Source organism: Streptomyces sp. NPDC055099 (assembly GCF_053607685.1).
On sequence record NZ_JBSGUA010000006.1, the window covers coordinates 98,302 to 124,802 of the forward strand.

The 26,501-nt window shown below is 66.8% G+C and carries 39 protein-coding genes and 1 pseudogene; 2 read left to right on the top strand and 38 right to left on the bottom strand.

All coding sequences use genetic code 11. The features are described 5' to 3' along the window. Positions 1–76: 76 nt before the first annotated feature. From ACWFRU_RS17315 to ACWFRU_RS17475, 33 genes and pseudogenes are all read right to left on the bottom strand, one after another. Positions 77–547, bottom strand: a complete 471-nt coding sequence (locus ACWFRU_RS17315) for a hypothetical protein (RefSeq protein WP_453687772.1) — start codon at positions 545–547, stop codon at positions 77–79. 33 nt (positions 548–580) lie between these two features. Further along, complete coding sequence (locus tag ACWFRU_RS17320) at positions 581–1,624, bottom strand: YgjP-like metallopeptidase domain-containing protein (RefSeq protein WP_453687774.1); 1,044 nt, start codon at positions 1,622–1,624, stop codon at positions 581–583. 32 nt (positions 1,625–1,656) lie between these two features. Further along, positions 1,657–1,992, bottom strand: coding sequence for a hypothetical protein (locus ACWFRU_RS17325; RefSeq protein WP_453687776.1), 336 nt, complete (start codon positions 1,990–1,992; stop codon positions 1,657–1,659). Between the two features lie 101 nt (positions 1,993–2,093). Then, positions 2,094–2,909 carry a hypothetical protein gene (locus ACWFRU_RS17330; RefSeq protein ID WP_453687778.1) on the bottom strand — a complete coding sequence of 272 codons (816 nt, stop codon included), beginning with the start codon at positions 2,907–2,909 and terminating at the stop codon, positions 2,094–2,096. Positions 2,910–2,925: 16 nt separating this feature from the next. Beyond that, on the bottom strand, positions 2,926–3,528 hold the full coding sequence (locus ACWFRU_RS17335; RefSeq protein ID WP_453687780.1) for a hypothetical protein: 603 nt from the start codon (positions 3,526–3,528) through the stop codon (positions 2,926–2,928). A 76-nt stretch (positions 3,529–3,604) separates the two neighbouring features. After that, complete coding sequence (locus ACWFRU_RS17340; RefSeq protein ID WP_453687782.1) at positions 3,605–5,209, bottom strand: ParB/RepB/Spo0J family partition protein; 1,605 nt, start codon at positions 5,207–5,209, stop codon at positions 3,605–3,607. A 72-nt stretch (positions 5,210–5,281) separates the two neighbouring features. Beyond that, positions 5,282–5,650, bottom strand: a complete 369-nt coding sequence (locus ACWFRU_RS17345) for a hypothetical protein (protein WP_453687784.1) — start codon at positions 5,648–5,650, stop codon at positions 5,282–5,284. Between the two features lie 97 nt (positions 5,651–5,747). Then, a complete protein-coding gene (locus ACWFRU_RS17350) occupies positions 5,748–5,912 on the bottom strand; it encodes a hypothetical protein (protein ID WP_453687785.1) in 165 nt (54 codons plus the stop codon). A gap of 63 nt (positions 5,913–5,975) precedes the next feature. After that, positions 5,976–6,347 carry a hypothetical protein gene (locus ACWFRU_RS17355; RefSeq protein ID WP_453687787.1) on the bottom strand — a complete coding sequence of 124 codons (372 nt, stop codon included), beginning with the start codon at positions 6,345–6,347 and terminating at the stop codon, positions 5,976–5,978. Between the two features lie 106 nt (positions 6,348–6,453). Then, the gene (locus tag ACWFRU_RS17360) at positions 6,454–7,512 is read right to left on the bottom strand and encodes an N-6 DNA methylase (protein WP_453687789.1); all 1,059 of its coding nucleotides are present in this window, start codon (positions 7,510–7,512) and stop codon (positions 6,454–6,456) included. Positions 7,513–7,690: 178 nt separating this feature from the next. Next, the gene (locus ACWFRU_RS17365; RefSeq protein WP_453687791.1) at positions 7,691–8,260 is read right to left on the bottom strand and encodes a hypothetical protein; all 570 of its coding nucleotides are present in this window, start codon (positions 8,258–8,260) and stop codon (positions 7,691–7,693) included. Positions 8,261–8,322: 62 nt separating this feature from the next. Beyond that, complete coding sequence (locus ACWFRU_RS17370) at positions 8,323–8,793, bottom strand: hypothetical protein (RefSeq protein ID WP_453687793.1); 471 nt, start codon at positions 8,791–8,793, stop codon at positions 8,323–8,325. A gap of 25 nt (positions 8,794–8,818) precedes the next feature. Beyond that, complete coding sequence (locus tag ACWFRU_RS17375; protein WP_453687795.1) at positions 8,819–9,316, bottom strand: hypothetical protein; 498 nt, start codon at positions 9,314–9,316, stop codon at positions 8,819–8,821. A 14-nt stretch (positions 9,317–9,330) separates the two neighbouring features. Further along, entirely contained in the window at positions 9,331–10,122 is a 792-nt protein-coding gene (locus ACWFRU_RS17380) for a hypothetical protein (RefSeq protein ID WP_453687797.1), read from the bottom strand. 172 nt (positions 10,123–10,294) lie between these two features. Further along, positions 10,295–11,299, bottom strand: a complete 1,005-nt coding sequence (locus tag ACWFRU_RS17385; protein WP_453687799.1) for a DUF3560 domain-containing protein — start codon at positions 11,297–11,299, stop codon at positions 10,295–10,297. Between the two features lie 229 nt (positions 11,300–11,528). Next, a complete protein-coding gene (locus tag ACWFRU_RS17390; RefSeq protein ID WP_453687801.1) occupies positions 11,529–12,206 on the bottom strand; it encodes a hypothetical protein in 678 nt (225 codons plus the stop codon). A gap of 11 nt (positions 12,207–12,217) precedes the next feature. Next, positions 12,218–12,400: a hypothetical protein gene (locus tag ACWFRU_RS17395; protein WP_453687803.1), complete on the bottom strand. Its 183-nt coding sequence runs from the start codon at positions 12,398–12,400 to the stop codon at positions 12,218–12,220. Next, positions 12,397–12,714: a hypothetical protein gene (locus tag ACWFRU_RS17400; RefSeq protein WP_453687805.1), complete on the bottom strand. Its 318-nt coding sequence runs from the start codon at positions 12,712–12,714 to the stop codon at positions 12,397–12,399. Before ACWFRU_RS17400 ends, ACWFRU_RS17395 begins: the two co-directional genes overlap by 4 nt. Before the next feature lie 69 nt (positions 12,715–12,783). After that, positions 12,784–13,095, bottom strand: a complete 312-nt coding sequence (locus ACWFRU_RS17405) for a hypothetical protein (protein ID WP_453687807.1) — start codon at positions 13,093–13,095, stop codon at positions 12,784–12,786. A gap of 78 nt (positions 13,096–13,173) precedes the next feature. Continuing rightward, complete coding sequence (locus ACWFRU_RS17410) at positions 13,174–13,521, bottom strand: hypothetical protein (RefSeq protein WP_453687809.1); 348 nt, start codon at positions 13,519–13,521, stop codon at positions 13,174–13,176. Between the two features lie 148 nt (positions 13,522–13,669). Next, a complete protein-coding gene (locus tag ACWFRU_RS17415; RefSeq protein WP_453687811.1) occupies positions 13,670–14,050 on the bottom strand; it encodes a hypothetical protein in 381 nt (126 codons plus the stop codon). A 114-nt stretch (positions 14,051–14,164) separates the two neighbouring features. Beyond that, the gene (locus ACWFRU_RS17420; RefSeq protein WP_453687813.1) at positions 14,165–14,689 is read right to left on the bottom strand and encodes a hypothetical protein; all 525 of its coding nucleotides are present in this window, start codon (positions 14,687–14,689) and stop codon (positions 14,165–14,167) included. Then, positions 14,686–15,114, bottom strand: a complete 429-nt coding sequence (locus ACWFRU_RS17425; RefSeq protein ID WP_453687815.1) for a hypothetical protein — start codon at positions 15,112–15,114, stop codon at positions 14,686–14,688. Before ACWFRU_RS17425 ends, ACWFRU_RS17420 begins: the two co-directional genes overlap by 4 nt. 66 nt (positions 15,115–15,180) lie before the next feature. Next, a complete protein-coding gene (locus ACWFRU_RS17430) occupies positions 15,181–15,489 on the bottom strand; it encodes a hypothetical protein (protein ID WP_453687817.1) in 309 nt (102 codons plus the stop codon). Positions 15,490–15,626: 137 nt separating this feature from the next. Beyond that, a complete protein-coding gene (locus tag ACWFRU_RS17435; protein ID WP_453687819.1) occupies positions 15,627–16,502 on the bottom strand; it encodes a hypothetical protein in 876 nt (291 codons plus the stop codon). 90 nt (positions 16,503–16,592) lie between these two features. Beyond that, the gene (locus ACWFRU_RS17440) at positions 16,593–17,738 is read right to left on the bottom strand and encodes a PD-(D/E)XK nuclease family protein (protein ID WP_453687820.1); all 1,146 of its coding nucleotides are present in this window, start codon (positions 17,736–17,738) and stop codon (positions 16,593–16,595) included. A gap of 70 nt (positions 17,739–17,808) precedes the next feature. Then, a complete protein-coding gene (locus ACWFRU_RS17445) occupies positions 17,809–18,912 on the bottom strand; it encodes an AAA family ATPase (RefSeq protein ID WP_453687822.1) in 1,104 nt (367 codons plus the stop codon). Positions 18,913–18,967: 55 nt separating this feature from the next. After that, positions 18,968–19,306 carry a hypothetical protein gene (locus tag ACWFRU_RS17450; RefSeq protein ID WP_453687824.1) on the bottom strand — a complete coding sequence of 113 codons (339 nt, stop codon included), beginning with the start codon at positions 19,304–19,306 and terminating at the stop codon, positions 18,968–18,970. Between the two features lie 159 nt (positions 19,307–19,465). After that, positions 19,466–20,032, bottom strand: a complete 567-nt coding sequence (locus ACWFRU_RS17455; RefSeq protein WP_453687826.1) for a hypothetical protein — start codon at positions 20,030–20,032, stop codon at positions 19,466–19,468. Positions 20,033–20,212: 180 nt separating this feature from the next. Further along, on the bottom strand, positions 20,213–20,698 hold the full coding sequence (locus tag ACWFRU_RS17460; protein WP_453687828.1) for an ATP-binding protein: 486 nt from the start codon (positions 20,696–20,698) through the stop codon (positions 20,213–20,215). A gap of 182 nt (positions 20,699–20,880) precedes the next feature. Then, complete coding sequence (locus ACWFRU_RS17465) at positions 20,881–21,132, bottom strand: hypothetical protein (RefSeq protein ID WP_453687830.1); 252 nt, start codon at positions 21,130–21,132, stop codon at positions 20,881–20,883. Positions 21,133–21,269: 137 nt separating this feature from the next. Beyond that, a pseudogene (locus ACWFRU_RS17470) lies at positions 21,270–21,455 on the bottom strand (non-canonical purine NTP pyrophosphatase); the annotation flags it as partial. A 65-nt stretch (positions 21,456–21,520) separates the two neighbouring features. Continuing rightward, the gene (locus ACWFRU_RS17475; RefSeq protein WP_453687832.1) at positions 21,521–21,943 is read right to left on the bottom strand and encodes a flavoprotein; all 423 of its coding nucleotides are present in this window, start codon (positions 21,941–21,943) and stop codon (positions 21,521–21,523) included. Positions 21,944–21,994: 51 nt separating this feature from the next. Here ACWFRU_RS17475 and ACWFRU_RS17480 point away from each other — a divergent pair, with 51 nt between their 5' ends. Then, a complete protein-coding gene (locus ACWFRU_RS17480; protein WP_453687834.1) occupies positions 21,995–22,465 on the top strand; it encodes an NUDIX hydrolase in 471 nt (156 codons plus the stop codon). Positions 22,466–22,556: 91 nt separating this feature from the next. Here the strand turns inward: ACWFRU_RS17480 and ACWFRU_RS17485 are convergent, their stop codons facing one another. The 5 genes from ACWFRU_RS17485 to ACWFRU_RS17505 form a co-directional block, all read right to left on the bottom strand. Then, the gene (locus ACWFRU_RS17485; protein ID WP_453687836.1) at positions 22,557–22,898 is read right to left on the bottom strand and encodes a histone-like nucleoid-structuring protein Lsr2; all 342 of its coding nucleotides are present in this window, start codon (positions 22,896–22,898) and stop codon (positions 22,557–22,559) included. A 107-nt stretch (positions 22,899–23,005) separates the two neighbouring features. After that, positions 23,006–23,221 (bottom strand): hypothetical protein, encoded by a 216-nt coding sequence (locus ACWFRU_RS17490; RefSeq protein WP_365834439.1) that lies wholly within the window; start codon positions 23,219–23,221, stop codon positions 23,006–23,008. A 5-nt stretch (positions 23,222–23,226) separates the two neighbouring features. Next, positions 23,227–24,279: an N-acetylmuramoyl-L-alanine amidase gene (locus tag ACWFRU_RS17495; protein ID WP_453687838.1), complete on the bottom strand. Its 1,053-nt coding sequence runs from the start codon at positions 24,277–24,279 to the stop codon at positions 23,227–23,229. 57 nt (positions 24,280–24,336) lie between these two features. Then, complete coding sequence (locus ACWFRU_RS17500; RefSeq protein WP_453687839.1) at positions 24,337–24,696, bottom strand: hypothetical protein; 360 nt, start codon at positions 24,694–24,696, stop codon at positions 24,337–24,339. Between the two features lie 488 nt (positions 24,697–25,184). Continuing rightward, positions 25,185–25,310, bottom strand: a complete 126-nt coding sequence (locus tag ACWFRU_RS17505) for a hypothetical protein (RefSeq protein ID WP_453687840.1) — start codon at positions 25,308–25,310, stop codon at positions 25,185–25,187. A gap of 270 nt (positions 25,311–25,580) precedes the next feature. Here ACWFRU_RS17505 and ACWFRU_RS17510 point away from each other — a divergent pair, with 270 nt between their 5' ends. Continuing rightward, the gene (locus ACWFRU_RS17510) at positions 25,581–26,441 is read left to right on the top strand and encodes a hypothetical protein (protein ID WP_453687842.1); all 861 of its coding nucleotides are present in this window, start codon (positions 25,581–25,583) and stop codon (positions 26,439–26,441) included. Positions 26,442–26,501: the final 60 nt, after the last annotated feature.

Sequence of the window (26,501 nt, forward strand, 5' to 3'; positions counted from 1 at the left end):
TCGCCGGATCCCATGCGATCTGTCGCGGGGACACCGGATGGCGGGATCCCCCACTGCCACGGCTCTGCCGATCGCGTCAGTCCGTTGTGAGGCCAGCGCCGTAGCAGTCCTCGCAGTGCTCGGAGCACAACATCGCTTCGCCCTGCGTCTGGCCTTCACCGCAGGTTCGGCAGGTCGCCCACGCTCTCGTGGCGAACGCCACATGGTCTGAGCCGCACGCGGTGCAGCGCACCCCGTGTATGAGGGGGAGCTTCCCGTCCTCGCCGGGCTCGCCGGCGGCGTAGCCCTGGAGCTGGGCTTGTCCGCTGGTCACGTCCACCTCGGGTATGTCCGGGCGTTGTTGGTTGATGTAGAGCCAGACCTGATGGCCGATCGTGCGGTTGGAGGTGTGGGGGTGTGCGTCGATCTCAGTGGTCCAGTAGCGGCCGTTCGGCTTTCGGCTGATGCCGTCCTCGGCCGCCTCGTAGTAGGTGATCTGCCACACCGCCCGCATGTCGTTGGAGAGGCCCGGTCGCATCGCCGTCGTGCGCGGGGTTGTTGTTGTCACTGTGGGAGTTTGTCCTTGTCTTGGAGTGGGTGGTCAGGCCAGCAGCGTCATGCGCTGGGCTGAGGGGTCCCAGTGGCATTCGCGGTAGAGGCGGTTGAAGTCGTGCATGGCGCCTGGGTCGTCGGCGTTGCACGGTTCGTAGCCGTCAGGGGTGGGGCGGCAGTAGAAGCCGTACTCCGTGCATTCGGGTTCGCCGGGTATGTGGCCGGTCCAGACGGTGTTGCAGGTGTTGTCCGGGTGGCAGTGGGCACGTTGGAAGCCGGTGATGGCGCAGCGGGCGATGTCGCATCGGTCGGCGTGCAGGGTGCCTGGTGGGGCGGAGCAGTCTGGGCAGCGTTCTGCGGGTGCCGGGTTGAGGTGGATTCGCGGGTCGATGGTGCTGGTGGGGGTGGCGAGTCGGCCAAGCCAGAGTGTGCGGAGGGCGTTGCTGAGGTCGCGACTGCTGGCGACGGTGTGGAGACCCAGGGTGCGGTGGATGAGTTCGCGCAGGAGTGTGGGCGGGAGTTGGGCGGTGGCCCAGTGGAGGATGACTCCGCGCTTGGGGTGGCGGTGCGCCCAGGTGGTGCGCATGCGGGCGGAAAAGGTGAGCCGTACGTCGCTGTTTGGTGCGTATCTGGCGATCTGGGGCTGGTTGATTTTCAGCCATTCGCGACCGGTCTCCACATAGAACTTGATGAAGGTTTGTCGTGTTTCATCCACTTTCAGCATTGTGCTGCGTCGTAGGTGGAGCCAGCCGCCAGTTGGGGTGCTGCGCTCCCGGGTGAGCGGCTCGTCCTGTTCGTCGTCGGGGACGATTCGCAGACGGTGCGGGCGGCCGAGAACGTCGAACCCTGCCCAGGGGATGAGTTCCTTGAGCGGGTTTTCGGGCGCGGTCTGGGAGACGCGTGCGAGCTGACTGTAGATCCAGGTCCGTCGTCGTTCGACGAGGGCGGTGGCGTCTTCGTCGGTAGTGGTGTGCGGGCCGTGGACGACGATGGTGCCGGTCCGGGTGGCGGCGGTTGCGAGCGTGGTTCTGTTGCTGGTGCGAACGGTGATGTCTATGGTGCCGACGCGTATGGTGCGGTCGCTGCTGGGCATGTCTGTGGGTCCTTGGGGTGGGGGTCGTGTGGCTAGTGCTGCTCGCAGACCCAGACGTGCGGGATGCCGTGGACGGGGAGGTCGAGCACGCGTCGGTGGGTACGAGTGCAGAGCTGGCAGGTGAGGTCGAAGGCGCGCAGCATGCGCAGTGGCCGTACCGGCTCGTCGTCGCGAAGCGTGATCGGCGAGTTGTGGCCTTCGAGGTCGAGGAGCCATAGCAGCTGAAGGTGACGCCGTTTCGCGAGAACGGTCAGCGGGCCGTCGTCGCCGACGAGGGTGAACGTGTCGCCTTCTTTCAGGGCGGTGGCGGGGATGGTCGGGATCTGTCCGACGGTGACGATGAAGCCGTTGGGTGTGGTGGTGCTCATGTGGGTCGTTTTCTCCTCTTGCTTGTTGAGTTAATTCTACTATCAATAGAGGGGGCGTCAAAGCCGTTAGCCCAGCTCAGGGAGAGTATGGAGGTCTCTACTCAGGGCCTTGCGCTACCGGAGTGGCGCTCGATAGTGGCGAGCATCAGAGCAAGGCCACGCGCGACTTTGCGTATTTCGGAGCTGTAGAGAACCAGCTCAACGGCTTCACCGCCAGCGCCGACGTGGAGCCGGTCGCGGTGCTGGGCTCGGTGGGACTGCGCCTCGTAGTGGCCCGGCCTCGCCCGCGCCCAGTCCTCCGCGCCGCGAAAGCGTCCCTTGTGGAACCAGGCGCGATCCATGGCCGCCTCGACGAACGTGCCCCACGCCCGAGCAGGCACGTGTGCGGCTTCGACCCTCGCGGTCGCCCCCTCGTTGCCGACCACGATGTACCAGTGGCCGAGTACCTCGCTGTCGAAGCTGAGGATGTTCCCGTAGCGGGATTGCAGCGCGGGCCACACCATCTGGATCAGTTCCACCGACCGGTCGACGGCAGCTGCCTGTGCCCTCTTGTGCGAGGCGACCGCCGCCTCCCACGGCTCTCGGTCGGTGGTGAAGCCGTCCTGCTGCGCGTAGTTGGTGACCCGGGTCCGTGCACCCTTGTCGATGAGCGCGTACCCCAGGTCCTCGGCATAGCCGGGAGTCATTTCGGTGATCAGTTCACGGCCGTCGTGGACGGTGTGCAGACGGAGGTAGCGCACATACTCCTGCTCGTCGGGCAGGGGGTCGACGATGTGCGGGTTGCGCTGGGCGAATTCGGTGGGAACCAGGTCGCCCTCCTCGGTGCGTTCGGTCCAGGCCCCGCTGGTCGTGACGGCCTGCGAGACATGCTTGGAGACTTTCGCGTACCAGGTGGCCTTGCGGCGGTTGATCTTCATGGGTGTCGTGTGCCGTTCAGGAAGCGGTGGTGCTGGCAGAGGGGGCGGGGACTTCGGCGGCGGTCACGGTGTGGAGCACGTTCACGAAGGTCTTGGCGCTCAGGCCGGACAGGTCGAGATGGGTGATGCGGATGCCGCCTTCGTCGTCGGCGCGGATGGTGGCCCTGCCGCCGGGCCAGCGCAGATCTGCGACGCCGGGCACGGATCCGTAGGCCACCTGTGCTTCGGGGCCGGCCAGTTGCTCGGCCCTGGTCATGAATGCCTTGAGTGCGCTGAGCATTCGGTCAGTGCGCACGCTGAGGTCGGCGAGGAGCCCGGTCCACGCGGGCAGGCCCGTGGTGAGGATGGCGTCGGCGACGGCCTGCGGATTCCCGATCGTGCCGATCACTTCATGACGGTGGTCGCCGCGGCGAGGCCAGACGAAGGCGTGCGTCAGCGACAGGGACACCTTGACCGTGCCGGACGCGCAGACCGGCATCGGGGTGGCAACTTCCAGCGACAGGGCAGGGCCGATGAGCAGGGCGAGGTCGCTGTGCCCGCAGCTGTCTGCTGTCCAGTCGGGTCCCAGCAGGGCGGCAAGGATGCGGGCGTAGTCGAGGGCGGAGCGAGCAGTGCGCACGGAGGGGCTCCTTCGGTGCAGTGGTGAGAAGGGCAGCGGGAGGCCCGAAGAGGGGTGGGCCTCCCGCTGAGCGAGGTCAGGCTGCGGCCGCCAGCGGGGCGTCCTCCTGGCCGTCCTCGGAGTCCTCGTTCTGCTCCGGCTCGTCGTCCGCGCCAGCACCCTCGTCCTGCTGGGCGCGGCCCTTGGCGGCGGTCTCCGCTTCGACGGTGCTCAGCGCGTAGCCCTCGGCCTGCAGGAACGTCAGCCACGCGACGGTCTGCCCATTGATGTGGTTGCGCCAGGCGGCGTCGTCCATGTGCTCGCTCTCGTAGGCGGCGGCGACATGGGCGAGTAGGACCCTCCAAGAGCGCGCCGGGCTGGTGCGTGAGATGACCGTGCCGAACGGGTTGGCCACCCGAGTCCACTGGCTGTTGCCTTCGTTGGGGTCCTCGATGCCGAGGAAGTGTGCGGTCAGGTCGGTCCTCTTGCGGCTGATGTAGTTCTCGTACGCGTAGCTGGTGCCGGTGATCATCGAGAGGATCAGCGGCCATACGCGGGTGCTGGGCTCGGGCTGTTGGCACAGGTCCTTGATGAAGTCCGCGCGGACCTCGCGGGCCTGCCTCCATGCCTTGTTGTTCGCGATGACCAGGCGCCGCTCCGCTTTGGCTGCCTCCTTGTCCGGGCCTGCCTGGGCGGTGTCCTTCTTGGCTGCTTCGGTGGTGAGTGGGTGGCCGTGGCGGTGCCAGGCGGTGCACAGCCAGATGACCTCGGCGTCGTTCGGGGAGACGCACGCCGCGTGACCGGGGCAGGCGTGGTGGGTCTGCGAGGTCTGTGGGGCGCCGTCGTCGGTGAGGAGGTCGGTGAGCGGCCTCGTGCTGGTGTCGGACCAGTTCCAGCGCCAGTCGGCGACCGTAACCTCCGCGGCGGTCAACTCGGCGGCCTGCTGGGCGCACTTGTCGGTGAGTTCCTTCTCGGCGCGCAGATCGGCGAGGGCGTGGTTCCAGTGGCCACGCTTGGTGTTGCCCTCCCGTATGTCACGGGCTTTGGCACGTCGCAGGGTCCACAGGGCGTCATCGACGCCTTCGACTTCCTGGAACTCGGCCAACTCCACGAGGTTGAAGCCCTCGTCGACCGCTTCGGCAAGGTTGTCGTCGGACAGCTTGGACGCGTTCGTCGCGGCGGCCAGCTCGGCGGGCTTGAAGCCCATCGCGCGGGCATGCCGGTTCTTGCGGGTCTTGGGGATGTCCATGAGGGCCAGCTGCTTCGCGGCGTCGATGTCGTCGCGGATGGTGGCCTGTCGGCGGTGCTTGTTCTCGATGAACGACACCGTCAAGGCCGCGTCGTCGACTCCGGCGAGGTCGTCTCGGACGATCGCCGGAACGAGCCGGAAGGGCTTCTTCTTCGCCTTGGCCTTCTTCGCGGAGACCAGGGCCGCGTTGTTGCGGCGCTGCCCGAAGATGATCCCGAGCTTCCCCTCCATCTCGCCTTCCTGCGGGCGCAGTACGAGCGGTGTGAGAATGCCGAGTTCGTCGACACTGGCCTGGAGTTCAGGGTCGGGCTGGGTGGTGTCCTCGCCGTCCGACTCGGCGCGGTCTTTGCGGTGGTTGTACGGGTCGACAACAAGGTCGTGAGGATCGACCCAGACGAAGCGGCCGGCGAATCCTTCGACGGCATCCGGGCGTGCGTCGGTGGTGGTGCTCATCGTGGTTGTCCTTCGAGTGAGAGGGGCGGGCGCGAGACGGAGCGCGCCCGCCGGTGTCGTGCAGGTCCGGGCTCAGGCGGCTGCTGCGGTGAGGCGCCTGGTCGTGCGTTTGGCCGTGGTGGCGCGGCGCGCTGCGGTCGTCGGCTTGGCCTTCGCCTTCGTGGCGGGGGCGCCCGGGGTGTCGGTGCTGTCCTCGGCCGGAGGCTGGATAGAGGGAGGGATCGGCGTGCCGTTGGCGCGCAGGCGCAGCCGAGTCCCGTCGAAGGCGGGCAGCAGTACGGTGCGGATCGCGGTGAGGATCTCCTGAAGCGGTGAGGCCGTGGTGAAGCGAACCCCGGTGCTGTACCGCACCCCCTTGGGCAGCCGGGTGCTCTCACCGGCCGCACCGTCGGAGCCTGCCGCCTGCTCGGGGGCGGGGCCGCCGACGGCGAAGGTCTGCACGGCCCTGCCCTGCCACAGATGCCGGATGCCGATGGACCGGCCGTCGGGGTGGATGAGGCGGATCGACCTGTCATCCGCGAAGCCTGCCGGGCTGTCCTCAAGGTCCTCGCTCCATCCGTTCGGCGAGGGCCTCGGCGATGGGCTTGCCCAGCAGGTAGAGGTCGACCTCGCTGAGGATGGCGGGCTCCGGTGCTTCGGTGCCCCCCGCCTCGGGGTCGGTGAGGTCAGCGGCGTCGGGCTCGGCGGTGGTCGTGCTGCTCAAGAGAGTGCTCCCGTTCCAAGAGGCGTGCGGATAACGGAGGGTTGAGGACTGGCAGGTGGGGACTCAGCGGACGGCGGAGATGACGGAGGCGGTGCGGATGGTGCGCACGGCGTCCTCGGTCAGGCTGGTGAGCGCGTCTTGCCGGTTGAAGCCCGCGAAGATCACGGGACCCTGAATGTCGGTGATCAGGCTCTCGTCCAGGAGGAAGTGCAGGGCGATGGCCGCGTACAGGTTCGGGGGCTGGCCGTCGCGGGTTTCGGCGGCGAGGGCGACGGTGTGCGAGCCGTCCGGTTGGCGTATGTAGCGCAGGGCCTCGGCGTAGTCGCCGAGTGCCTGATGGATCTGTGTGTGCTGGGCGGTGTCGTTGGTGCTCAGGCGCAGGTCGGTGATCGTGCCGTCGGTGGCGACGAGCAGGGCGTGAACGGTGTCGGGCATGTCGGCCTTTCTGTCTGTAGTCGGTGAGGTGACCCCCCAACTTCTAAGTTAATTCTACTATGGTCAGAGGGTGGGTCAACTGCGCCCATGTAGGTCAGAGGGGGGGCTACGCCGCAGGCGAGAGAGCCTGCCCCATCAGGTGCTCGGCCTGGCGCAGGGCGGCGATGATCCGCGCCTTGCCCAGCACCTCGTCGCGGTGCTCGAAGACGGCGCGCGCCTCCTTCATGGCATCCTCGACGGCGTTCGGATTGGCCAGGGAGTTCGCGCACGCCACGGTCACCCGCTGGCCGAGCCCAAACACGATCGCGTTGACAGCAGCGCAGGCTGCGGCGATCTCGTCAATGTCGACCATGGACCACCGGTGATCGGCCGGGTCCATGCCGAACTCGCGCATCCGTTGCGCGGCCGCACGCAGGAGGCCCCCGCTGCCGGCCGCAGGGTCGTGGATGTGTTCCCCACCCTTGAGGGTGCGCAAGTTCTCATCGGTGATGTCGATGATGGTGCCGTGAGCCAGCGCCTCAGCCACAGGATCGGGGGTGTGGTACTCGCCGAGCCCCTGCCGGGCCCCGTGGGAGCGCAGGAACGTCATCACGGGCGACAGGACGTCCGTTGCCGAGCGCAGGAACGGGTCCTCGTGCGCGGTCAGGCCGAACAAGCCGCGATTCAGGGCCGTTTCAGCGATGGCGCGCACCGCCTGCACGCGGTACTCGTCGACGTCGTCGTTCAGCCACTCATGGAGAATCCGTGCCCGGTCGATCAGGTCGGGTCGGTGCATCCAGTGTGTCGACCAGATCTCGCGCAGCATCTCGATCATCTGTGGGCCGTCCTGGGCGAGGATCTGCGCCTTGAGGTCCGGCCCGTTCCGGTCCTTCTCTCGGATCAGCGTGAGGGCGGCGACGACACCGACCGGCACCTCGATGGCCGTGCCACCATGCCGGTTGTGCCACCGCTCGGCAACTGCCTCTCCGATCTCCATGGCGCGCCGATGCGGATCGCGCACAGGGTGTGGATGCCGGGCGCGCGAAACAGAAGGTACGGCCGGCTGTGCCAGCTTCGGCGGTGTCGAGGGTGCGGAGTGTGCGGGCTTTGGTGGCGCGGTGAACGTGGCGGGTATCGGCTCGGGGTCGGCGGCGATCTCTGCGAACAGATCGAGTTGCTGGGTCACGGCGGAATCCGCCTTCCGTGAGTGGAGTTGGGCAAAAGGCGACCCGCCCCGGATGGGGCGGGTCGCGGTGCTGGGGGTGTTTCGAGCGGGGGGGGCGGCCTCCCCCTCACCCTTCGGTAGTTAATTCTACTATGGTTAGGGGTGGAGTCAACTGCGAACGCTCAGCTCGGGAGGGGGGTTAGGCCTGATCGACCCAGGCCATGCCGTATGGGGTCTGCCACAGCCAGGACAAGCCCGCCTTGTGGATCTCCGCCCGGGCCCTGTCCCACCACACCCGCCCGAAGCGGTCGGTGTGCGCCTCGATGGCCCAGGCGGCCGACGCTGCCGCCTCCGGCGCCTGCAGGATCTCGGCGACCGACTCACCGAAACCATGGACACGTTCACGCAGACTCACGTGCAGCTCGGCAACCTCGGTACGCCAGAACTCGTCACGACGGCGCTCCTGGCGCTCGTACGACAGCGGCCATCCCCGCTCCGTGATCGCCCCGTTCTGCTGCAGTGCGATCCAGGCCGCCGCCCGCTCGCGCGAAAGTACCGCGGGCTTGAACATCACGTTCAGCACCTCAAGTTCAGAGGTGTCGTCCGCCCGTATCCGCGCTCCGAACTGGGCCGCATTCGCATCGTGCTTCGCCTGGGCGCGCTCCCGAGCTGCGACTTCCGTCCGAGCGTCCCACACGGGAATCAGATAGTTCCACGTCGTTCGGGTGTGCTCCGGGTGCGTGTACGTCACTTCCCATAGGCCCCGCATGTGCGTTCCTTCTCCTTGCTGGTCGTGCTGTTCTGGCTGGTGCCGGTGTTCGGGTGGCACGTCTACTGGGGCACCGGCGTGGCCCTGTGCTGGACCACCCAGTCCTCGAAGGCGCGCGGGTCGACGGCGCGCAGCTGCTGGACGTAGAGCCCGGCTATGCGGGCGTGCAGAGCGCGGGCCTTGTCGGTGAACGGAGTTCGCACTGGCAGGTGCCCCCGGCTGGACGGCCACGTCAGGCGGCTGGAGTCGGGTGCGGCAGCCTCGATGTACCAGTCGAGGTTCGCGGCCAGCCGCACGGGCAGCTGCTCTTCGACCGGTGCGTCCTCCATGGGCCACATGCCCTCGCCGTCGTCGGCGAAGAAGTCGTGCGGACTTCCCGCCGCTGCGTCGGGCGGCATGTTCACCCACACACGCTGACCGTGCTCGGCGTGCGGTTCGACGTCGATGACGGTGCGGTTGTAGGCCAGGCACGTTCCGTTCGTCTTCGACAGGTAGAGGACGGCGACGCGATCACCGCGCTCGTACTCAGTCACGTGGGCAACTCCCGTTCTGTAGCGGTCACTTTGATGCGGCCTGGAGAGTGCGGACAGCCTCGGCTCGGGCGGCCGTGGCAGGGCAGGGGCCGGTGAGCGCCCGCACGGACGCGACGACTTGGCCGTGGTTGTCCTTGCGGACGGCGTACTGCAAGTTCTCGATGACCTGCAGTACGCCGTTCACGGAGGTGGGGTGCGCCCGCCGGCACGGGCAGGTGTCTGCCATGTACGCGGACAGCGCCTTGAGCAGATGTGGATGCTGGGACTGCGGCACGCAGCCGCGGTGACGCATCGCTGGTCGCGCTCTGCGCAGATGGCTGTAGAAGCGGAGAACGGACTTGCCGCACATCAGGCAAGCGACGGGCCACAGCACGTCGCTGCCCGGGTACCCGGCCAAGGGAGCCCAGCCGAGTTCGTCGATCCGGGCGACGGCCAGCGCCGCGGAGGTGACGTTGCGCAGGGTCGGCTTCAACCCGGACAGATAGGTGCCGAGATCCTCTGCCCGAGAGGCTTCACTGTTCACGATCTCGGCGCCGATCACTCGGCAGCGTAGGCGCGCAGGACGGCGTACGCCTTGGCGGGCGAGGAGCCGCCGACTTCGACACTGAAGCGCGCGCCCGCATTGATGGCGTTCTCGTCGTGGGTGATCACGGCGCCGCTTTCGGACCGGTAGAGGGTGGTGAACCCGGCCAGGGGCAGAGCGGCGCCGCCCAGCTCGGGGATCGCATCCATGACCGCCAGCACGTCCGGCGCGAAACGCGACCTGTCCTCTGCGGAACGGGGTGCAGGCAGCCGCGAGGCGCGCTCGCACCGGATGACGCGATCGGCTGTGAGCTGGGTCAGGCGAACAAAGACGCTCACGGCACCAAGCCGCGGCGAGCGCATCCGAACAGTGAGGACAGGGGTTGTGCTGCCATCGGCGTGCAGCACCAACTCGGAGCGTTCCGGCGTCCCCTGTGCCATGGCAGGCAGGCGAGCGTCACGTAGCGGCAGACTCAGCAGCCGCAGGGCCGCGATCGCGTCTCGGCGCCCGAAGCGCGGCAGGACGCGGCCGTGGATCAGCTCTGCGACCGTCCCGCCGGTCGCGGTCTTCACCGCGATCGTCTCGGTGAACGGCTTGGCGGACCGGCTCGGATCGCCACCCGCGACGAAGGCGCTCACGCTGAGCAGACCGTTGCGGGTCTGGAGGCTGCAGCGCAGGCCGAGAGGGTGGGTCAGGATTGCCGTGCCGAGCAGTCCGGTCACGGTCCATTCGGGCCCGAGTGCAGTGGTGGTTTCCTCGGCGAGCGCGAGAAGATCCGGGGCGATGAGTTGAGTGTCGTAGGGCATGGGGTGCTTTCTGGAAGTGTGGTGCCGCATCCGGGTGTTGAGCTGTGCGACGCGGCGGGCTTGGGTGTGGTGAGGGGGTGCCGGTGACAAGCTGTCCAGCACCCCCTCTGTATGAGTAATTCTACTATGGTTGAGGGTGGGGTCAAACGCGAAACCCCAGGTCAGAATGGGGTTACTGGTCGGCAGCAGCCGCGAGTGCGGCTTCCATCTCCTCGGCGCTACGGCGCCCGAACACCTCGTCGTAGGTGAGCAGCCACGTCCAGTCGACGAGCTTGTTGTCCGAGGCGCGCACGACTGCCTCGCCGACGCCGTTGTGGATGTGCGGGATCGTCACCGACTTGGCGTTCACGCGAAGGACTTCGAACCAGGTATTGCCTCGGCGGGCGAAGTCCCCCTTCTTGAAGTCGGCCTTGGACCACACCTTGAAGCCGTTCTTCTCGGCCTCGGCGATGACCTCCTCCCAGTAGGTGATTTCCTCGGTGAGCTCCTCGTGCCGGATCGTGAGCTCCTGCACGGTGTCCGGGTTGGTGATATCCCGGTGGAAGCCCCCGGCCGACTCGCCTCGCTGCCACTTCTGAACGCGCCGCAAGTCGGCCTGCAACTTCTCGATGCGGCGCAGGGTCCGCCGGGGCGCCTTGCGGAACTGCTCGTACCCCTCAGCCGCCTTCTGGCGCCCGGACCAGTAGGACGCCTTCTTGCTCTCGCTGACGCTGGTTCGAATCGCGTTGTCGATGCGTTCGGAGTCACGGCGGGCGCGGCGCTCGGAGTGATGTCCGACCAAAATTGGCTGGCCCAGGGGGATGTTGTCGGAGATCTGGTGGCCATGCTGGTGCGCGGACTCGGAGCGGGAGGCAGCATTGTCGGCGTAGCCGCTGAACCGCTCGGCCCGCCCCTCGGCCCGCTCGACACGGTCCGCCTCGGCGTCAGCGAAGCTACGCCGGTCACTCTCGTTGATCTGCACGTCGACCTCGAAGCCGGCCTCGCGCAGGGCGGACGCGGCCGCGTTGATGTACCAGGTCTTGGCGGCACGGTCGCGGGACTGCCGGATGCCGAGCTGACCGATGGAGGGGAAGTAGCGGAAGCCGTGACGGCGGACGATCTCGTAGACGCCATCCCCCTTCGCGCTGCCCTCGATGAGGGTTCCTTCGCTGCGCGTATGGATGATCTCGATGGTCACTGTCGGGGTCCTTCTGTGAGTTCAGACAGGGTGATGGGGATGAGGGCCAGACCGGTATGCCAGCCCCCGAAGATGTCCTGCGCCGCTCGGTGAGCGGTGCGCAGCTGATACCAAGTGCCGTGATCAGTCAGGGTTTTGGAGGCAGCGATACGGAACGTGATCGCCTCACCGTTCGTGTCGCGCAACGGCTGGTCGCCGCGCCCACGCAGCCACACGTAACCGCTGGGCCTCACGACTCCTCCGGGGCCGCCGCACGCGAGCACAGGAGCAGCGCCGTCTCCAGCGACACCAAGAAGTCGTCGTGGTCGAAAGCGAGAGACGACGCGGCATGGCGTGCCGAGTGCGGTCCGGCACAGAACCCTTCCGCGTCCCCTTCCGGTTGCTGCTCGGCCCACGAGGACGCGTACTGGACGAACGCCCACGCGTACTGGCCTGCGGACGTCGGAGATTCGAGCTCGGCCGCCGTGGCGGAGCGCGCTTCCCACGCGGCAAGAAGCAGTACTTGCCGTCGTGCTTCCGGGCGGGTGAGGGACCAGAGGCTGGGCAGGCCGAAGACGACGAAGGCCTCCTCCATGTTGTTGTCCACAGCGGCTATGGCCCGGGCGAAGAGTCGATGGAGCGAGAGCACCTCCTGCTCGGTGTCCGCGGTCTCGCTGTCAGAGCTGTTGTCGTTCACGGATATCTCTTTCGTCGGTGATGGTGTGGCGGCCCAGGACGGCCACCACGTGGTGCGGGACTCGGGATTGTCAGGGCCGGGCCGGCGGGAGAAGTCGCGGGCCACAAGCACCTGGTACTCCCACGAGCCGTCCGGCCAAGGGCCCTTGCAGTCGATGACCGTTGCGGTACCGTCCGGCAGACTGCGGGCCCACTGCTGGTTGATGTGGCTCACCCGGGTGCCGACTGGCAACGGATGCGTGGTCACGGGCGCTGCGATTCGCCGATGCGGGAGGCGAGATATGCGTTGATCTCTTGGCGGGTGCGGCGCTTGTCGCGCTGCCGGAAGGCGCGACGGGCCAGCCGGGTCGCGGCGGCGTTGTAGAACTCGTCGGCGTAGTGATGACCGAGTCCGATGCGGGCGATCTCTCGCGGAGTGAGGATCACACCGCGCCCCCTGCGGTGCGCGCGGCTTCCAGATGCCGGGCTGCGGTGATCAGCGTGCAGGCCTCCGTGTCGCGGTCGAGCAGAACCAGCCCGCGCACTTCGAACATCAGCGACCAGTGACACTCGGGCACCGCATCGGCGAACTCCTCGAACGTCACGGCTTGTTTGGCCCGGCCGCGCCGGGTCCAGGCGCGGTAGACGATGCACTGCATCGTGCGATTGGCCCGGCGGGTCTGGGAGCTGTGGAGACCGAGGCTGCTGATGATCTCGGCGGCCGCCTCAAGCGGTAGGTGCTTGTCGAGCACGGTGGTCATCGTCTTTCGGGTATCCGGAGGTGGACGGCAGTGCCGGAGCCGCGCCGCAGCGCACCCCTTCAGCGGGCATCAGTGGGCGGCCACGCCGAAGAACAGCCAGCCGTCCGCGCCGTCGTCGGTGGTGATCGGCAGCGCGCCGGCGGGCCCGTACTTGGTGCTGACCCGCGGGTCCTCGCCGTCGAGCAGTTCCTTTGCGCGCGCCATGGCTTCCTGTTCGCTGCGCTTCGGCTCGTCGAGCAGCGTCACCTCGTCCTTCTCGGCGATGGTGCCGGTGAAGCCGGAGGTCCCGTACTCCCACTCGGCGTGATCGCGGGCGGTATGGAAGGCCGACTGCATGTCAGTTCCGGTGGCGGCGTTGTAGAAGTCGAGGGCGCCCATCATGCGTGTCCTTCCCGTGAGTTGAGGTGACGGCATGGCGCGGCCCGCCCCGGATGCAGGGCGGGCCGAAGTCGCGGTGTGTCAGTGGATGCGTACGCGGGGCCGGTTGGTGCGCATGACCCGGGCACGGGCAAGGTCCTGGCCGTCCTGCTTGCGGTAGATCTCGGCGAGCACGTTGTCCGCGCCGACCACCGCGGTGACCGCGTCCTCGAGGACCGAGCTGCGCAGGTCCGGGCCGAGCGTGCTGTACCACGCAGCCATTGCGTCGCCGTCCTTCTTCATCAGGCCGAGTGTGTCCGCGTAGGCCTCCCAGGCGTGCACGGCCATGTGCGCGGCCCAGTTGATCGCGGTCGCGGCCTGCTCCTCGCTGATGTTGTGCATGGTGGCGACCTGCAGAACGGTGAGCGGATCCGGCGTCATCGTGCGCATGGGCGGTGCTTCCCTTTCTCGTATTTCATGGGGGAGTTGGGCGTATTTTCCCCCTTCCAACTGAGGTTAATTCTACTACGGCTAGAGGGGGTGTCAACTGCGTTTGCCCAGGTCAGAGGCATGCGGAGCTGCCTGGTCTCGCGCGCCGCTAAGCTGCCGTCCGCGCATCGCGGCCGGTGCGGGAGGCGCGCTTGCGGATGCTCGCCGCGCCAGCACGCCGCACCTCGGCCCGCTGTGACGTCACCCGGCACAGCCCGCACAGCGGCTCCCCGAGCCGGTTGTGCGCTTTCACCCCGCTGCTCGTCCCGCAGGTACCCGCCCGCGAGGGGAGCTTCCGCAGTGCAGGCGCACCCGCAGCGACCGCGACCTCCCGGCCGTTGACCCATGTGCGCGCCGCGCACACCCCGTCGAACCGGTTCTCCTTCGGTCTCACCAGCTCGTAGCACTGCAGCACGAACGGGCACAGTTCCGCGCAGTCCGCCATGAGCGGACTGCACGCCTTCATGACGGCGCTTGGCGTGCTGCGCATCAGGTGCTCGCTTGGTATGTACCCATCCAGGCCAGCGCACGGTGCGGCGGTGGTCCAGGCTGCGGACGAAGTGGAGGTGATCACGGGGCAGGGCTTTCTCGTTGTCACGTGGAATCAGAAAAGGGCGGGCTGCGCCTTGGCGGCCGGACAGATCGCGTCCAGGGTGGCCGAGGCCTTCAGCTCCAGGTCGCTGGCGCGGCGGGCCCACGGCGGGTAGAAGAACGTCGACCACAACTCGGGTGTGCGGTGCGGGATCGGGCCCGGGATGTACGCGGCGTCGTGCGCTGCCGCAGCCTCCACGGCCGCGCGCAGAGACCCGTAACGGACAGGGGTCAGGCGGGAGTCCACTGTCCGGTGTGCCTCATGCCAGTACACGAGTCCGGACCGCGTGCCCCCGCGGGCGTCGACTTCGTAGCGAAACCCGCCGCCGCCCGCCGTGGCCGACCAGCGCGTCAGGCATCCGGCGTCCGGTTCTCCGTCGAGGCGACGGACGCTGCGTTCGCGCTCACCCTCGTCGAATTGCTTCTCGCCCCACCGGATGCGGGCGTGGAAGTCCGGCAGGTCGATGAACTCCAGGAGTAGCGCCGGGGTGAAGAAGTCCCGCACGGCCATCTGGAGGTCGTCGTCGGTGAGGTTCACGCCCTGCTCCCGGTGCCTGCGACGTGGTGCGAGCAGATATCTGAGTGTGCTGTCGCGGCCTCGACGAGGGGCTCCAGGCGCAAGTCGCCCACTTCATGAGGGCACGGGTGCGGCGGCAGGCTGTCGTAGACCACGCACCGCCAGGCAGGCGCCGGCCCGTCCTCGGGTACATGGCTCAGGTGCCAGCCCGCGAGCACCCCGGGGGCCCAGCGGTTGAACGGCAGGGCGTCTTCGCTGGCGACCACGAACAGGGTGCCGTCGTCGGCATAGGCGCAGATTGCCAGGCCGCCGCGGGTCTCGACGTACGGGTGCAGTCCGGCCTCTTCGAGGGCAACGTGCACGTCGCTGTACACGGCGAGAGCGCGGTGCTCGTCCGGCCCGTAGGTGGCGCGGATCCCGGCCACCTCGGCAGTCACATCAAGCATGTCTATCCAACCTCCGTGACAAGTTGTGCACTGGCCTAGTTTTGGCCAGTGCGCAACCAGCTGCAGTTACTTGACCTTCAGTGCCACGCGCTTGGTGAAGTGGTCGCCAAATCGGCTCCGCGGCACACTGACTGCCAGGTCCAGCGTGCCCCATGCGCTCCGCGGAATGTCTGTGAACAGCACCCCTGTCAACGGCGGGTCGCCCTTGGGTTGCTGTGTCAGTGCCAGCGCCTCCCACCCCTCGCCGCCCGGTTGGTGCCGGGCCTCAACGAAGCTCTCGCCGTGATAAGCGATCACCCGCACTTCATCACCACGGGAGGCCACCTGGAACATCTTCGCCCTGGTGAATGCGTCAATGAGTTCATCGTCGGGCATGTAAGTGATCCCGCGGCAGATTGAGCCGTACGTCATGTGCGCCTCCCAAGTGAGCGGGCCCCTCTCGTATGGTTAATTCTACTATCTGTGGTGAGGGTGGCAAATCGCCCGAGCGTGAACTGCTGCACAGTTATACATCAGCCTATTTCTGGGGGTGACTTTACCTCCCCGCCACCAGCCGCAGTCTCCCCCCTCCCACCCCGCATGGCAGCAAGCTGCTGCCGCGCCACCTCCGACAACCCCTCAACCCCCGGCTTACGCCGCACCTGCGCCAACACCCGTTCGTTCGCCTCCCGCTCACGGGCCTTGAACCGCTCCTTCTCTGCCCGTTGCTGCGACACCCGCTGCTGCCTCGGACTCGTACCGCAGCCCCGGCACGAACGGCCCGGCTCATCCGGATGCGCCGGGCATGCACCCGTCCCTGCCTCGTCGGGCAGAGCGTCAACTGGCTGCCCTGCAGCGTCAGCTGTGGGGGTAGGGGGGTTCTTCTCTGGATATTGGCTCTGGTTACTAACTAGAACGCCCGAAGACCCGGCGTCCGGTGAACCGGCGTCCGGAAAACCGCCACCCGAAAACCCGTCTTCGGTCCCGTCGCCTGCCTCTCCGTCGCCATCGTCGCCCCGGTCCACTTCGGCGGCAGAATCCCCCTGATCCAGTTGCTTCTTGAGCCTGCGCGCCACCCGTCGAGCCTCCAACTTGCGGTACTCCTCGGCCGCCCACTCCTGAGCCGTGTCGTACACCTCGGTGATCCGGCTCAACGTCCCGTCCGCCAGCCGCTCGGTCACCACCCGGTAGTACCCAAAGTCCTTCAGCTCGCGTAGCGCCGTCTTGATCGCCTCCTTTCCCTCCTTGCCCGCGCTCGCGATCGACTCGGCCCGCACCCTCCACGCGTCCGGTTTCGAGATCAGGAACGCCAGCACGCCCCGAGCCCGAAACGACAGGCGGGAATCCTCGAGAGTGGCCGTCGGCAGCACGGTGAACCCGGTGCTGAGATGGCGGCGCAGAATCGACACGGAGCATGCCTCCAAGGCGTAACAGGACTTCGAAAGATCAAAAAGGGAGGCGAACCCCGCACCGTCCGCGCGGGGCCGCCACAGAGGTCATCAGGGGGCTTTGCGGGCCCGGCTGACCTTGATGGTGCGGGCAGTCTTCTGGCCGGCCGCCTTACGGCGGGGCACGACCATGCCGGCCCGACGCAGAATCTGGATCATGGCCTTCTCGTCCGGGACCATCGGCACGACCAGGTCCGCGTCCTCGAACTGCTCGACCATCGCAGCGACATCCGTCTCTTCCTTGTCGTTGCCGCCGCCCCACCCCAGGTGGTTGTCCCCGTAGTTGCCCTCCGGGGAGTTGTCGAGCATCGCCCGCGCCATCTCCTTGACCCGCTTCGCCTCCCGGTGCCGCTCATGAGCGCGGACGTAGTCGGCGAGCGCCTTTGCGCGGTCCTCGTCGTCGTGAACGAGAATCGTCTGAGCAGGCTGCCCCGGAGCCACCCCCGGCCAGCAGGCCGAGACGAACGGGCAGTTGTCGCAGATCACCGACAAGCCCGGCCCGTCATGGTCGCGCCGCAGTTCCTCCGGACAGTCCGCCTCTACGACACGGTCCACCCACCAACGAGCCTCCGCGGCCAGCCACTCGTCGAAGACGAACTCCTCGATGTGCTCCTCACCCGTATCCCGGCACACGAAGCGGAACCGGATGCGCTGCACGTCGATCGGACCGAGCCTGTGCAGGTACCGCTGGCCGGGAGCATCCGCGAACCCGACAGTGCGCAACAGATCGGCGTACAGCAGGACTTGCCGCATCTCTGCTGCTGTCGGCCCGAACCTCACGACCCGGTCCCAGACCCGGCTCGACTTCGTCTTCACGTCCTCCACCGTCAGATGCGCGGCAGGCTCGGCCGGACGGTGCCGCTTGGGCAGCCGCGCCGCGGTGGCAGCATCGAGCTGTACGACGTCGATGTGCCCGCGCAAGGTCCCGTCTGCGACGGTGCGCTCGATGAGCCACCCGTACTCACGGCGGGCATCTTCAAGTAGCCCCTGGTGGATGTACGTGCCGAGGATTGCGGCGCGCTTGGCTCCGGCATTCGTACGCTCCGTGCCGGCCAGGATGTACCCGGCCCGGCGTGAGCAGATCGTGTCCGACGCACCCAACTGGGTCTGCACAGAACGGGGGCGGCGGGCGTCAGCAGCGTGCGCGGCATCCCAGATCGACAGGGAAGCGGGAGCACTAAAGGTTGTGGCGGTCACAGCAGTCTCCAAGAAGGCACGCCGGGGCCCGGCCCGTCACAGCGGGCCCCGGCAGTGACGGGTGCGAAGGTCAGGCGGCGGTGAACTCGTCGGACGGCAACTCCTCGAAGTCGCCCGGGCCCTCGGCGGCTTGGTCCTGCTGTTCAGCCGCAGCTGCCCGCAGCCGCGATACGTCGTCGCTCGTGGGGTCGCTGAACTTCTTCGGGTTCTTGACTTCGGCGGCCTTGCGCTCGATGGCAGCGCGCACCACGAGCACCTCGTTGCGGCTGAGGTCTTCGTCCGCTTCGATCTGGCGCCACAGCTTCTTCAAGCCGTCGACGCCCTGCTCGGCCGCCTTGTGGACCTTCGGCATCCACTGCTGCGCCAGATCCCCGGTCAGCTCGGGGGTGACCTTGGGCTGGTTGTGGATCGAGCAGCCCATCAGGCCGAATACCAGCTTCTCGATGGTGAAGCCCGGCAGTGTCTTGGGCTTGCCGCTGCGCGGCACCTCGAACTTCAGCGACCGGGCACCGATGACCTTCGGGTTGCTGTCACGCTGCAGGCGCACCCACACCGTCGCGTCGTAGGCGAGGGACTTGTGGCCCTCCACCCGCCAGTCCTTCGTCTTCGGGATCGGATCGCCGTTGCCGTCCACGGCGGCCACTTCCTTGCCGCGTGCGAGCAGGATCACGATGCCCGGCATGGTGCGCACCAGGTACATGACCCGCTGCCACCGTTCGGATGCGTCGTTCCACAGGTTCATGGAGGGCTTGATCTCGGCATCCGGGTCGTGACGCAGCTTGTCCTGGTTCTTGTCCGTGCGGCGGGCGCGCTCATTGGTCCAGTTCACGAGCATCCGCCACAGCATCGACACCGAGTCGATGACCAGGACGACCGGCTTCTCCTTCGCGGCGGCCGCGCGCCTGGCCTCGGCGTGCACGGCCTCGATCTGGCCGAGGATGTCGCGGTAGCTGCCGTTGTGCTCGATCAGCAGGTAGTCCGCACCCGGCACGTTCGCGTACTCATCGGCCGTGTCTTCGCCGAGCTCCAGCCAGTACGCCTGGCCGGTCTGCTCCGAGCCGGTGAACGCCGCAGCCTGATGGCTCTTCCCGCTCTTCTCCTCGCCCTCGATCAGGACGATCGGCCAAGGGGTGACGCCGGTGGGCTTGCGGGTACGCAGGCTTGGCGCGGTCATGCTGGACACAGAACATCTCCAAGAGACTCACAGAAAGATGGACACTGACCTATTTTTAAGCCGTGTGGATCTTCCTGATCTCGAACAGGGGTGACCACTCGGGGTGCAGGTCGATAAGGCGCCTCGCGTAGCGGCTTCGGAAGTCATTGTTGAGCTTCCACGGTTCCCCGCGGGTGGCGATGCCGTACTGCCAGCGCAGGACCTCGAACAGCATTCCAATGCCGATGCGCCTGAGTCCGCGCTCGACACAGTCGGTGGTGAGGTTCTCCAGGTGCTTGAGAATCCAGGGGTTGAGCTGGTCGAATGCGTCGAACCGTTCCTGGATCGTCAGCTTGCCGCCTGGATTCTCGGGCTGCTGTATGGCTGCGATGGGCAGCTCTAGCTGCACGGTCACTTGCCCCTCCTTGCTCAATGTGTCGCAGCCTATTTTGCATGCGATCGCCGTGACCTGTGCATGCACCCTTAGTGGATGAGGTTAATTCTACTATGAAATGGAGGGGAGGCAACTCCGCCGAACCACCCCAAGGCAGTGAATCCGGCGGACGCGACGACGTCAGGATCCGCCTGCGGCGGCCTTGCCTCGCGCGGAGATCGCCGACCCGGGTCCGTCGTAGCGGCCCTCCCGCAAAGCCGCAGCAACATCCTCCTGCAGCTGCCACACGCCACCACGGCTCTGCGTCATCGTGTGCTCCGCGCCCTCGAGGACAGTCGACAACAACCACACGGGGGAGCCGCCCAGCACGTAGTCCTCGGCCGGCAGCATCCCGCCACCGCGATTGCGGGTGTTCGACGCCACGTGCTGACTGACACCGAACAGCGCCGCGTACTCCTGCAGCCCCACCAGCGGCGGCAGTTCACCCTTCTTCATCGGACGGACCGTCGCCTGTTGCTCCTCCTCCAACTGGGCAAGGAGCGCCTCATCCAGCTGCCGGCCACGACTACCCGGCGGCAGCGCGAAATCCACCGCCAGACCGCCCGGCCAATACGGCTTACCCGAGACGATCACGGCATCCTCGTAGGAGACGATCCCGGCCGGGATCCACCGGTCGCTGACCGCCGTCGGCGCAACGTTATAGATCTTCGCGAACTCCTTGCGGCCCACGATCAGCGGCTTCGCCACGACGGCCTCCTTTCCTCTGTCCACAGCCTGGGCATAGCAGAATACTTCCAGCAGGTGCGAACTCCGCACCCGAGAGGCGTACCGCCTCCACTGCAGGCCCGTGCTGCCCGCACACCGCGTCACGGGACTGGTCATCGCGGCGCTTCGAGCAGGCTGATCACGCGGTCGAGCCCGAGTTGCTCATGCCACTTGTGACCTCGGGCTGGCCTCCGGTCCCTGGAGGCCGGACAACGCCGTACCGGGTGCTGTCGTCGCCCCCGGGCTGACCGGATCCAACTCGAACCACGTCGTCTTCCCCGCCGACCCCCGGTAGTTGCCCCAGGCTGCCGCCAGTGCGCCAACCAGGAGGAGACCGCGGCCGTGCTCGTCGCTCGAATGCGGGTCCTTTGCCTCCACGTCCCTCGTGTCCGTGTCGGTCACCTCGATACGGATGCGTCGGCCTGTCCAGCGGATGCACACGACGCATGCTGCCTCCGTGTGAACCACAGCGTTGGTGATCAGCTCCGCAGCGAGCAACTGCAGGTCGTCCGATGACGGGGCCAACTGACCCAGGTCCAGGCTCTCCACAACCTCGCGTATGAGGCGACGTGCCGATCCCACAGCCTCGGCATCGGCAGCGACCTTGAACCCGTAGGGCAACTTACGAAGGGTGAGGCACAGCGTCATGAGACCTCCTCGGAGTGGCCGCAACCTTCCTGGAGGCAGGCCGCACGGGCTCCGTGACCGGCCGAGCGTGGACAGCCGATGGCGGGACCTCAACCTGGCAGCCTGAGCGACGGTGCACCATTTCGTCGGTGATATCACTGCCGTGATCCACGCGGGACCGGGACAGTCAGGACCAGCTGTGATCACTCGCCTGTAGAGAGCCACGCCCCTAGCGCAGCCACCACGGACTTACCGCGCCACTGGGCGAACACCTTCTCCTGATCGGGGATCGGCATGGCCGCAAGCGTGGTGGTGGAGCCTTCCGGAACAAAGATCGACCACAGGTCCGACCACGAACGAGGACCGTCCCCACGGTCAGGCGCTGAGGCAATAGTTCCGGGGCTTCGGGTGTCGTCGGCGAAGGTGTGCAGCTCGCCATCCCCATCTGCGTACACGGCGGCGCTGGCGAAGCGGCAGACCCGGTGCTTCGTGAGGTCAGCGAGATGAACGATGCCCTCGGGGGCCCGAACGCTTCAAGCGCGTGCTTCACCATGGGCCCTGGCCACCCGTTGAACTCGTCGATGGCGAACCCTGAGTCCTCCACGAAAAGCGGACGCCGAAGGATCTCGAAGGCTTGGCGGGCCTTGTGCTGCGCGATCTCGGCAGCGGAAGTCGACTGGATCTCGTCGAGATCCAGCGGCATCTGTGTGACCTCGATGCCCCAGGGGGCGAGGTGCTCCTGCGCCGTATGGAACTTCCCCGAGTTCCCGGTGCACATCACAACCGTGGTGCCAGACACCAGAGCAATAGTCCTCTTTGTCGAAACGGCACTGACGAACGGACTCAGGCAGAGCCGGCGCTTGCGCCGATGCTCGCTCGGATCAGCGTGAGACGCTCGCGCACGGCCACCCAGGGGAACGGCTCAGCCTGATCCGCGGGCAGCACGTGGACACCCCACTGCTCCAAAGACCGCACTGCGCCCGCATACACCGGATGGCTTTTCAGGCTAGCGTTGGCCCATGGCGCGACAACCACCGGGCGCCCAGCACCGATCGCTTCGGCAGCGACGGCCAGGGCCAGGGTGTCCGCCGCTCCGACAGCGAGCTTGGTGACGGTGTTGAACGTCGCCGGTGCTACCACCACGCCGTGGGCTTGCGGTAGTTCCACAGAAGCGTCGGGTTCGAAATCCCAGTGCACCGCATGCCCCGACTGTTCTGCGGCACGGGCAGGATCAAGGAACCGGGCGGCCGGGGGCTGCTTGCCCATAAGGGCCATAGCATCATCGGGACCCGAGCCCCGACCGCATTGGACCTCGAAGTGCCGCGCACCGAGTACTGGAACGACCGCAACGCCCCGACACCCAACACGCTCATCCCGGCGTCCAACATGCTGGTCGTCCGTGAAGAAGACGGTGCGGTCCTTCTTCAACGGCGACGGGATACCGGTCAGTGGGCTCTACCCGGAGGGGCACAGGACATTGGCGAGTCCCCAGCCGAGTGTGCCGTCAGGGAGTGTTTCGAGGAGACAGGTATCACCGCCGAGGTAACCGGTCTGCTGGGTGTCTATTCGCCGCCTCAACATGTTGTTGCCTACGACGACGGAGAGATCAGGCAGGCCTACGAAGTCACCGTCATCGGCAGACCAGTTGGCGGCGAACCAACGATCAACGACGAAGCAGATGGAGTCGAATGGGTGCTGCCCGACAAGCTCGACACCTTCGACATCCACCCCTCCATGCGCCGCCAGATCGGCCACTACCTCGATGGTGGCTACCCGCACGTGGACTAAGCGTATGGCCGGACAGTCCAGGTGCAGTCAACGACCGTGGAATGCGCAGTGACCCCCGCAAACGCGGGGGTCACCAGCTATTCGGAAAGTATCAGCGAGCCTTTTCGTAAGCCTCACGGACCGCGGCCGGCACACGACCGCGATCGTTTACCTCGAAGCCGTTGTCCTTCGCCCAAGCCCGGATTGCCGACGAATCGGCCTCGCCGCCAGCCTGTGCCTTGGACTTCCCCTTTGCCTTCGCTGCACCGCGAATCCTGCGGGCACCGTCAGCATGGAGATAGGGGTTCAAGATCGCAAGGAGCTTCTCGTAGTTCTCATCCGTGAGGTCGATCTCGACCCCAGCTCCGTCGATGAGGATGCTGTGTGTGGCGATTTCCGACGATTCCTCGCCGGTCAAGTCATCCACATATGTTGTGACTACCTTCTGGGCCATGAGAGGGATCGTAGAACACGTTCAGGCACATCGGGCAATCGCAAGCCGCCGGGATCCGGCACTGCAAACTCTCCGTCCCGTCACGAATGCATCGAGGCGCTCAGCCTTCAGCCCTTGTCGGCATAGGGAGGATCGAGCAGCAGAGCTTGGCGGGTCTTGCGATCCTCCACTCGCTGAATGGCTTCCCCGGTGCCAAGGACCGCGGCGACTAGGGCGAGGATCAGTCCCGTCGGCAGGTCCTGAACGTAGTAGGCGATCAGAGACAGCGCCGCGGCGGCGATGGCGTACAGGCGGGTGCTGTGGGCGTGAATGAAGTCGATCAAGGAGATCAGTTCCCGTAGGCGAGTCGGTGCAGGAGGTTCCAGCCGCGGCGTCCGATCGAAGGATCGTTGGAGTGGCCGGTGGTGAAGAGGTTGTGCTTGCGGTTGAAGCCGGCCGTGGCCTTCTGAGTCTGCGGGCCGTAGTTGTCGGAGAGCGGCACGGGGCGGTCCAGCCAGCCGGTGTCCTTCAGCGCCTGCTGAAGACCCTTCGCTGACGGTGACGAGTGACCCGGAGCAAGACCGTTCGGAAACGGAGGCGGCGTATACGTGCCGCTGCCCGTCTTCCTTGGGGCGGTGAGCTTCTGCCCCGGTGTGATCACGAACGGCTTTTTGATCTTGTTGGCCTGGGCGAGGAGCTCCCAACGGATGCCGAGCTTCTTGCCGATCCCGGACAGCGTGTCGCCGCTCTTGACCACGTAGGTCGACGAGCCGCCCGCTGAACCACCGCCCGAACCTCTGCCGGAGGGCTTGGACTTCAGACGGGCAGAAACACGCTCGCGCAGCCACCCCATGGTGAAGCCCTTGGGGTCAACCTTGCCGGGCTGCCACTCCTTGTGGCCGATCACGCTCGCCGCGCTCCAGCCGTGCGCGCGACACAGTGCCGCCGCCGCTCGCTCGATCGCCTCAAGCTGCGCCTTCGGCCACGGATCCGTGCCATCGCCGCGGTTCTCGCACTCGAAACCGTAGAAGTGCGTGTTGCCGTCTGTGTTCGCCTCGTTGGCAGCGGGGAGCCCGTGCTCGGCGATGACAGCCCGCAGCACATCACCATCGCCGCGGCCGGCGTGGTTGGTGCGGCCGTGTCCGACGAGGTACACGGTCCCGTTCTTACCGATCATGCCGTGGCACAGCGGGCCTGGCAGGCCCGCGTAGCCGCGCTCGACGATGCTGACGGTATTGCTGGTACCGGAGGTCACGGTGTGGTGGATCACCACACCGTTCACCGGCCCGAATGGTCCCTTGTGGTTCCTGTTGTGGGTTCTCCACCCCGGTCGCTCCACCACGTGCACGCCTTCGGCGCGCAGCGCGGCAACGAGTCGGTCGGCACTGATAGGTGTCGCCACGATCGGCGCTCACTGTTCTCCCCGCGCCCCAACTGAAATCCCTGCTGCCCGCGCCTGCTACGGGGCGGTACCTCGCGAGGCGAGCCACAGCTGGAGGGCCATCAGCAGCACCGGCGAGACGAACGAGCTGAACACCAGCCGACGCGTCGCCATCGCCTGCGCCTGATCCTCACGGCGCTGCTGCTCCGTACGCTCCAGGCTCTGATCTACCTCGATCCGCAAGGCACCAAGGCCCGACTCGAGATGCGTGATCCGCTGCTCCACCCCGCGCTGATCCGCCCGATACACGTCCTCGGTCACGACCTGATCAAGACGGGCTGCCAGGCGCGCGAGGTCGCCTCGAAGGTCCTCGCGTAGCTGCGAGACGGCACGGTGCAGCTCCCAGAGCGTCGGCTCGGCGCTGGGAGGCATGGACACCGCGATCACTCCTGAGCAGCCCCGAGCCCTACCTTGATCGTACGGGGGTGAAGGGCACAGGTAGCTCTGACCTGCTCTTCCCGCGTGATTACGGCGCAAAGTGCGACTGGCGACCCCTCCGTGGACTGCCGAAGACGCCGTATTAAGTCTTAACGGTCAAATAATTGACTCATTAGCTGAACTTAAGTGACAAAGTAGTTGGGATGTGACACCTATTGGAATGTCAGTGGTGGTTGCTTCTCAGAGTTCAGGACGCGGGTTACTGCAATCAACTAGGCTCGGGAGCACCCGCCAAGTGATGAGAACTCAGACATCACCTTCTGTGAAACAGATGAGATGTCGTATCGGGCTTGACCGCCAACAAGCCTGGACTCGTCCTGCACACAGCAGAGAGCCCCTGCCCGCACCATGGCTGGTGCAGGACAGGGGTCCTGTGGGAGCGGCCGCAGAGCCGCCGACCCCGATGGCGTAAACATCGGGGTCGGCTTCTACGGCATGGCCTCAACGACCTTGGTAGCCGCCGCGGACGCGACCGCGGACACGACCGCACCGATGACGATCAGCGCCAGCTCACGGCGACCGAGCCGCCGAAGCCACTCCCTGTACCTACGCATGCAGAACCTCCTGTGCGCTGTCCCGAGCCCGGTAGCCCGGGACATGAGATGGAGCAGGAGGGGCAGTGCGTGCGCACGAGTTGAGGGTATGCCGAACACCGTGTCGCGCGACGGCATTTGGTGAAAACCGGGCTGCTACAGCTGGCGTCTGAGAACGTGGCGGGCCGGACGCCGCCGCAGAACGACGGCAAGCCTTTCGCCGTTCGACCCCGGACGTCGCCCAATCCGTCAGAGTGGTGTCTCAGTCGACCCAACGGCGGAAGGGCACCCGTGGTCGGGAGCTTCTTGTATTGGTCGGACCGCGCCATCCAAAGGCTCGCGGAGGACAACGGCATCGAACTGACGGGACGGGCGCGCTGGACGGTAGGCGTCGGCGCCGGGGGCTTTCAAGCAGGCCTCGCAGGCCGGGAGCGCCTTACCCGAAGCCGGGTGCAGGAGGCCCGGCGCGTGCGGCGGGCGCTGGCCAAAGCGGTGGTCGAGGACTTCACCACGCCGCCACCCGCCATGTTCGTCCAGGCCGCTGGGCGGGTCGCGTTCGCTCAGTTCGAAGGCATCTACGCCAAGAATCCGGGGGCACTGCTCTACCTCCAGACTCATAGCCCCGCAGGCCAACGGGTCGATATCTGCCTGTTCGGGAGCCAGGACAACGTGAGCGGCTTCGGGCCCTGGGATGACTTCGAGGGCGGCTGGGTCTCCTCCGAGGCACCCGCGATCGACAAGCTCCTCCGCGCCGGCGACGGAGACAGGCCCCCGATCGAAGACGATACGGAGGCCCTCTCCGTCGAGGCACTGAAGATCGCCCTACACCAAGGAAGCACCGGTACCGATGAGGAGCACGCTGGCCGCCCCGAGACCCGCGGCTACAGCGTCGGCCACAACGGCGACTGCACCGTACTCGCGAAGGTCTACACCGACATCGTCCTGGAGCCCGACCGGTGGCACTTCCAGCAAGGGGACCCACTTGCTGGTACCGAACGGATCATCGTGGGCAGACCGCTATGGGTACGAACCCTGCACCCGGAGGCGACCACCCGCTATGCGGACCTCCGGGGCGGGACCCGATGGCGCTGGCTGCGAAGGATGCGCCTGCTCCCACGACGCCAGCCCGCCACCAGAACAGCACGACGATGAACCGATGCTTACTGGCGGGCTCTACGCCGTGGAAGCGTGAACGGGTACGAGATCGGTGAG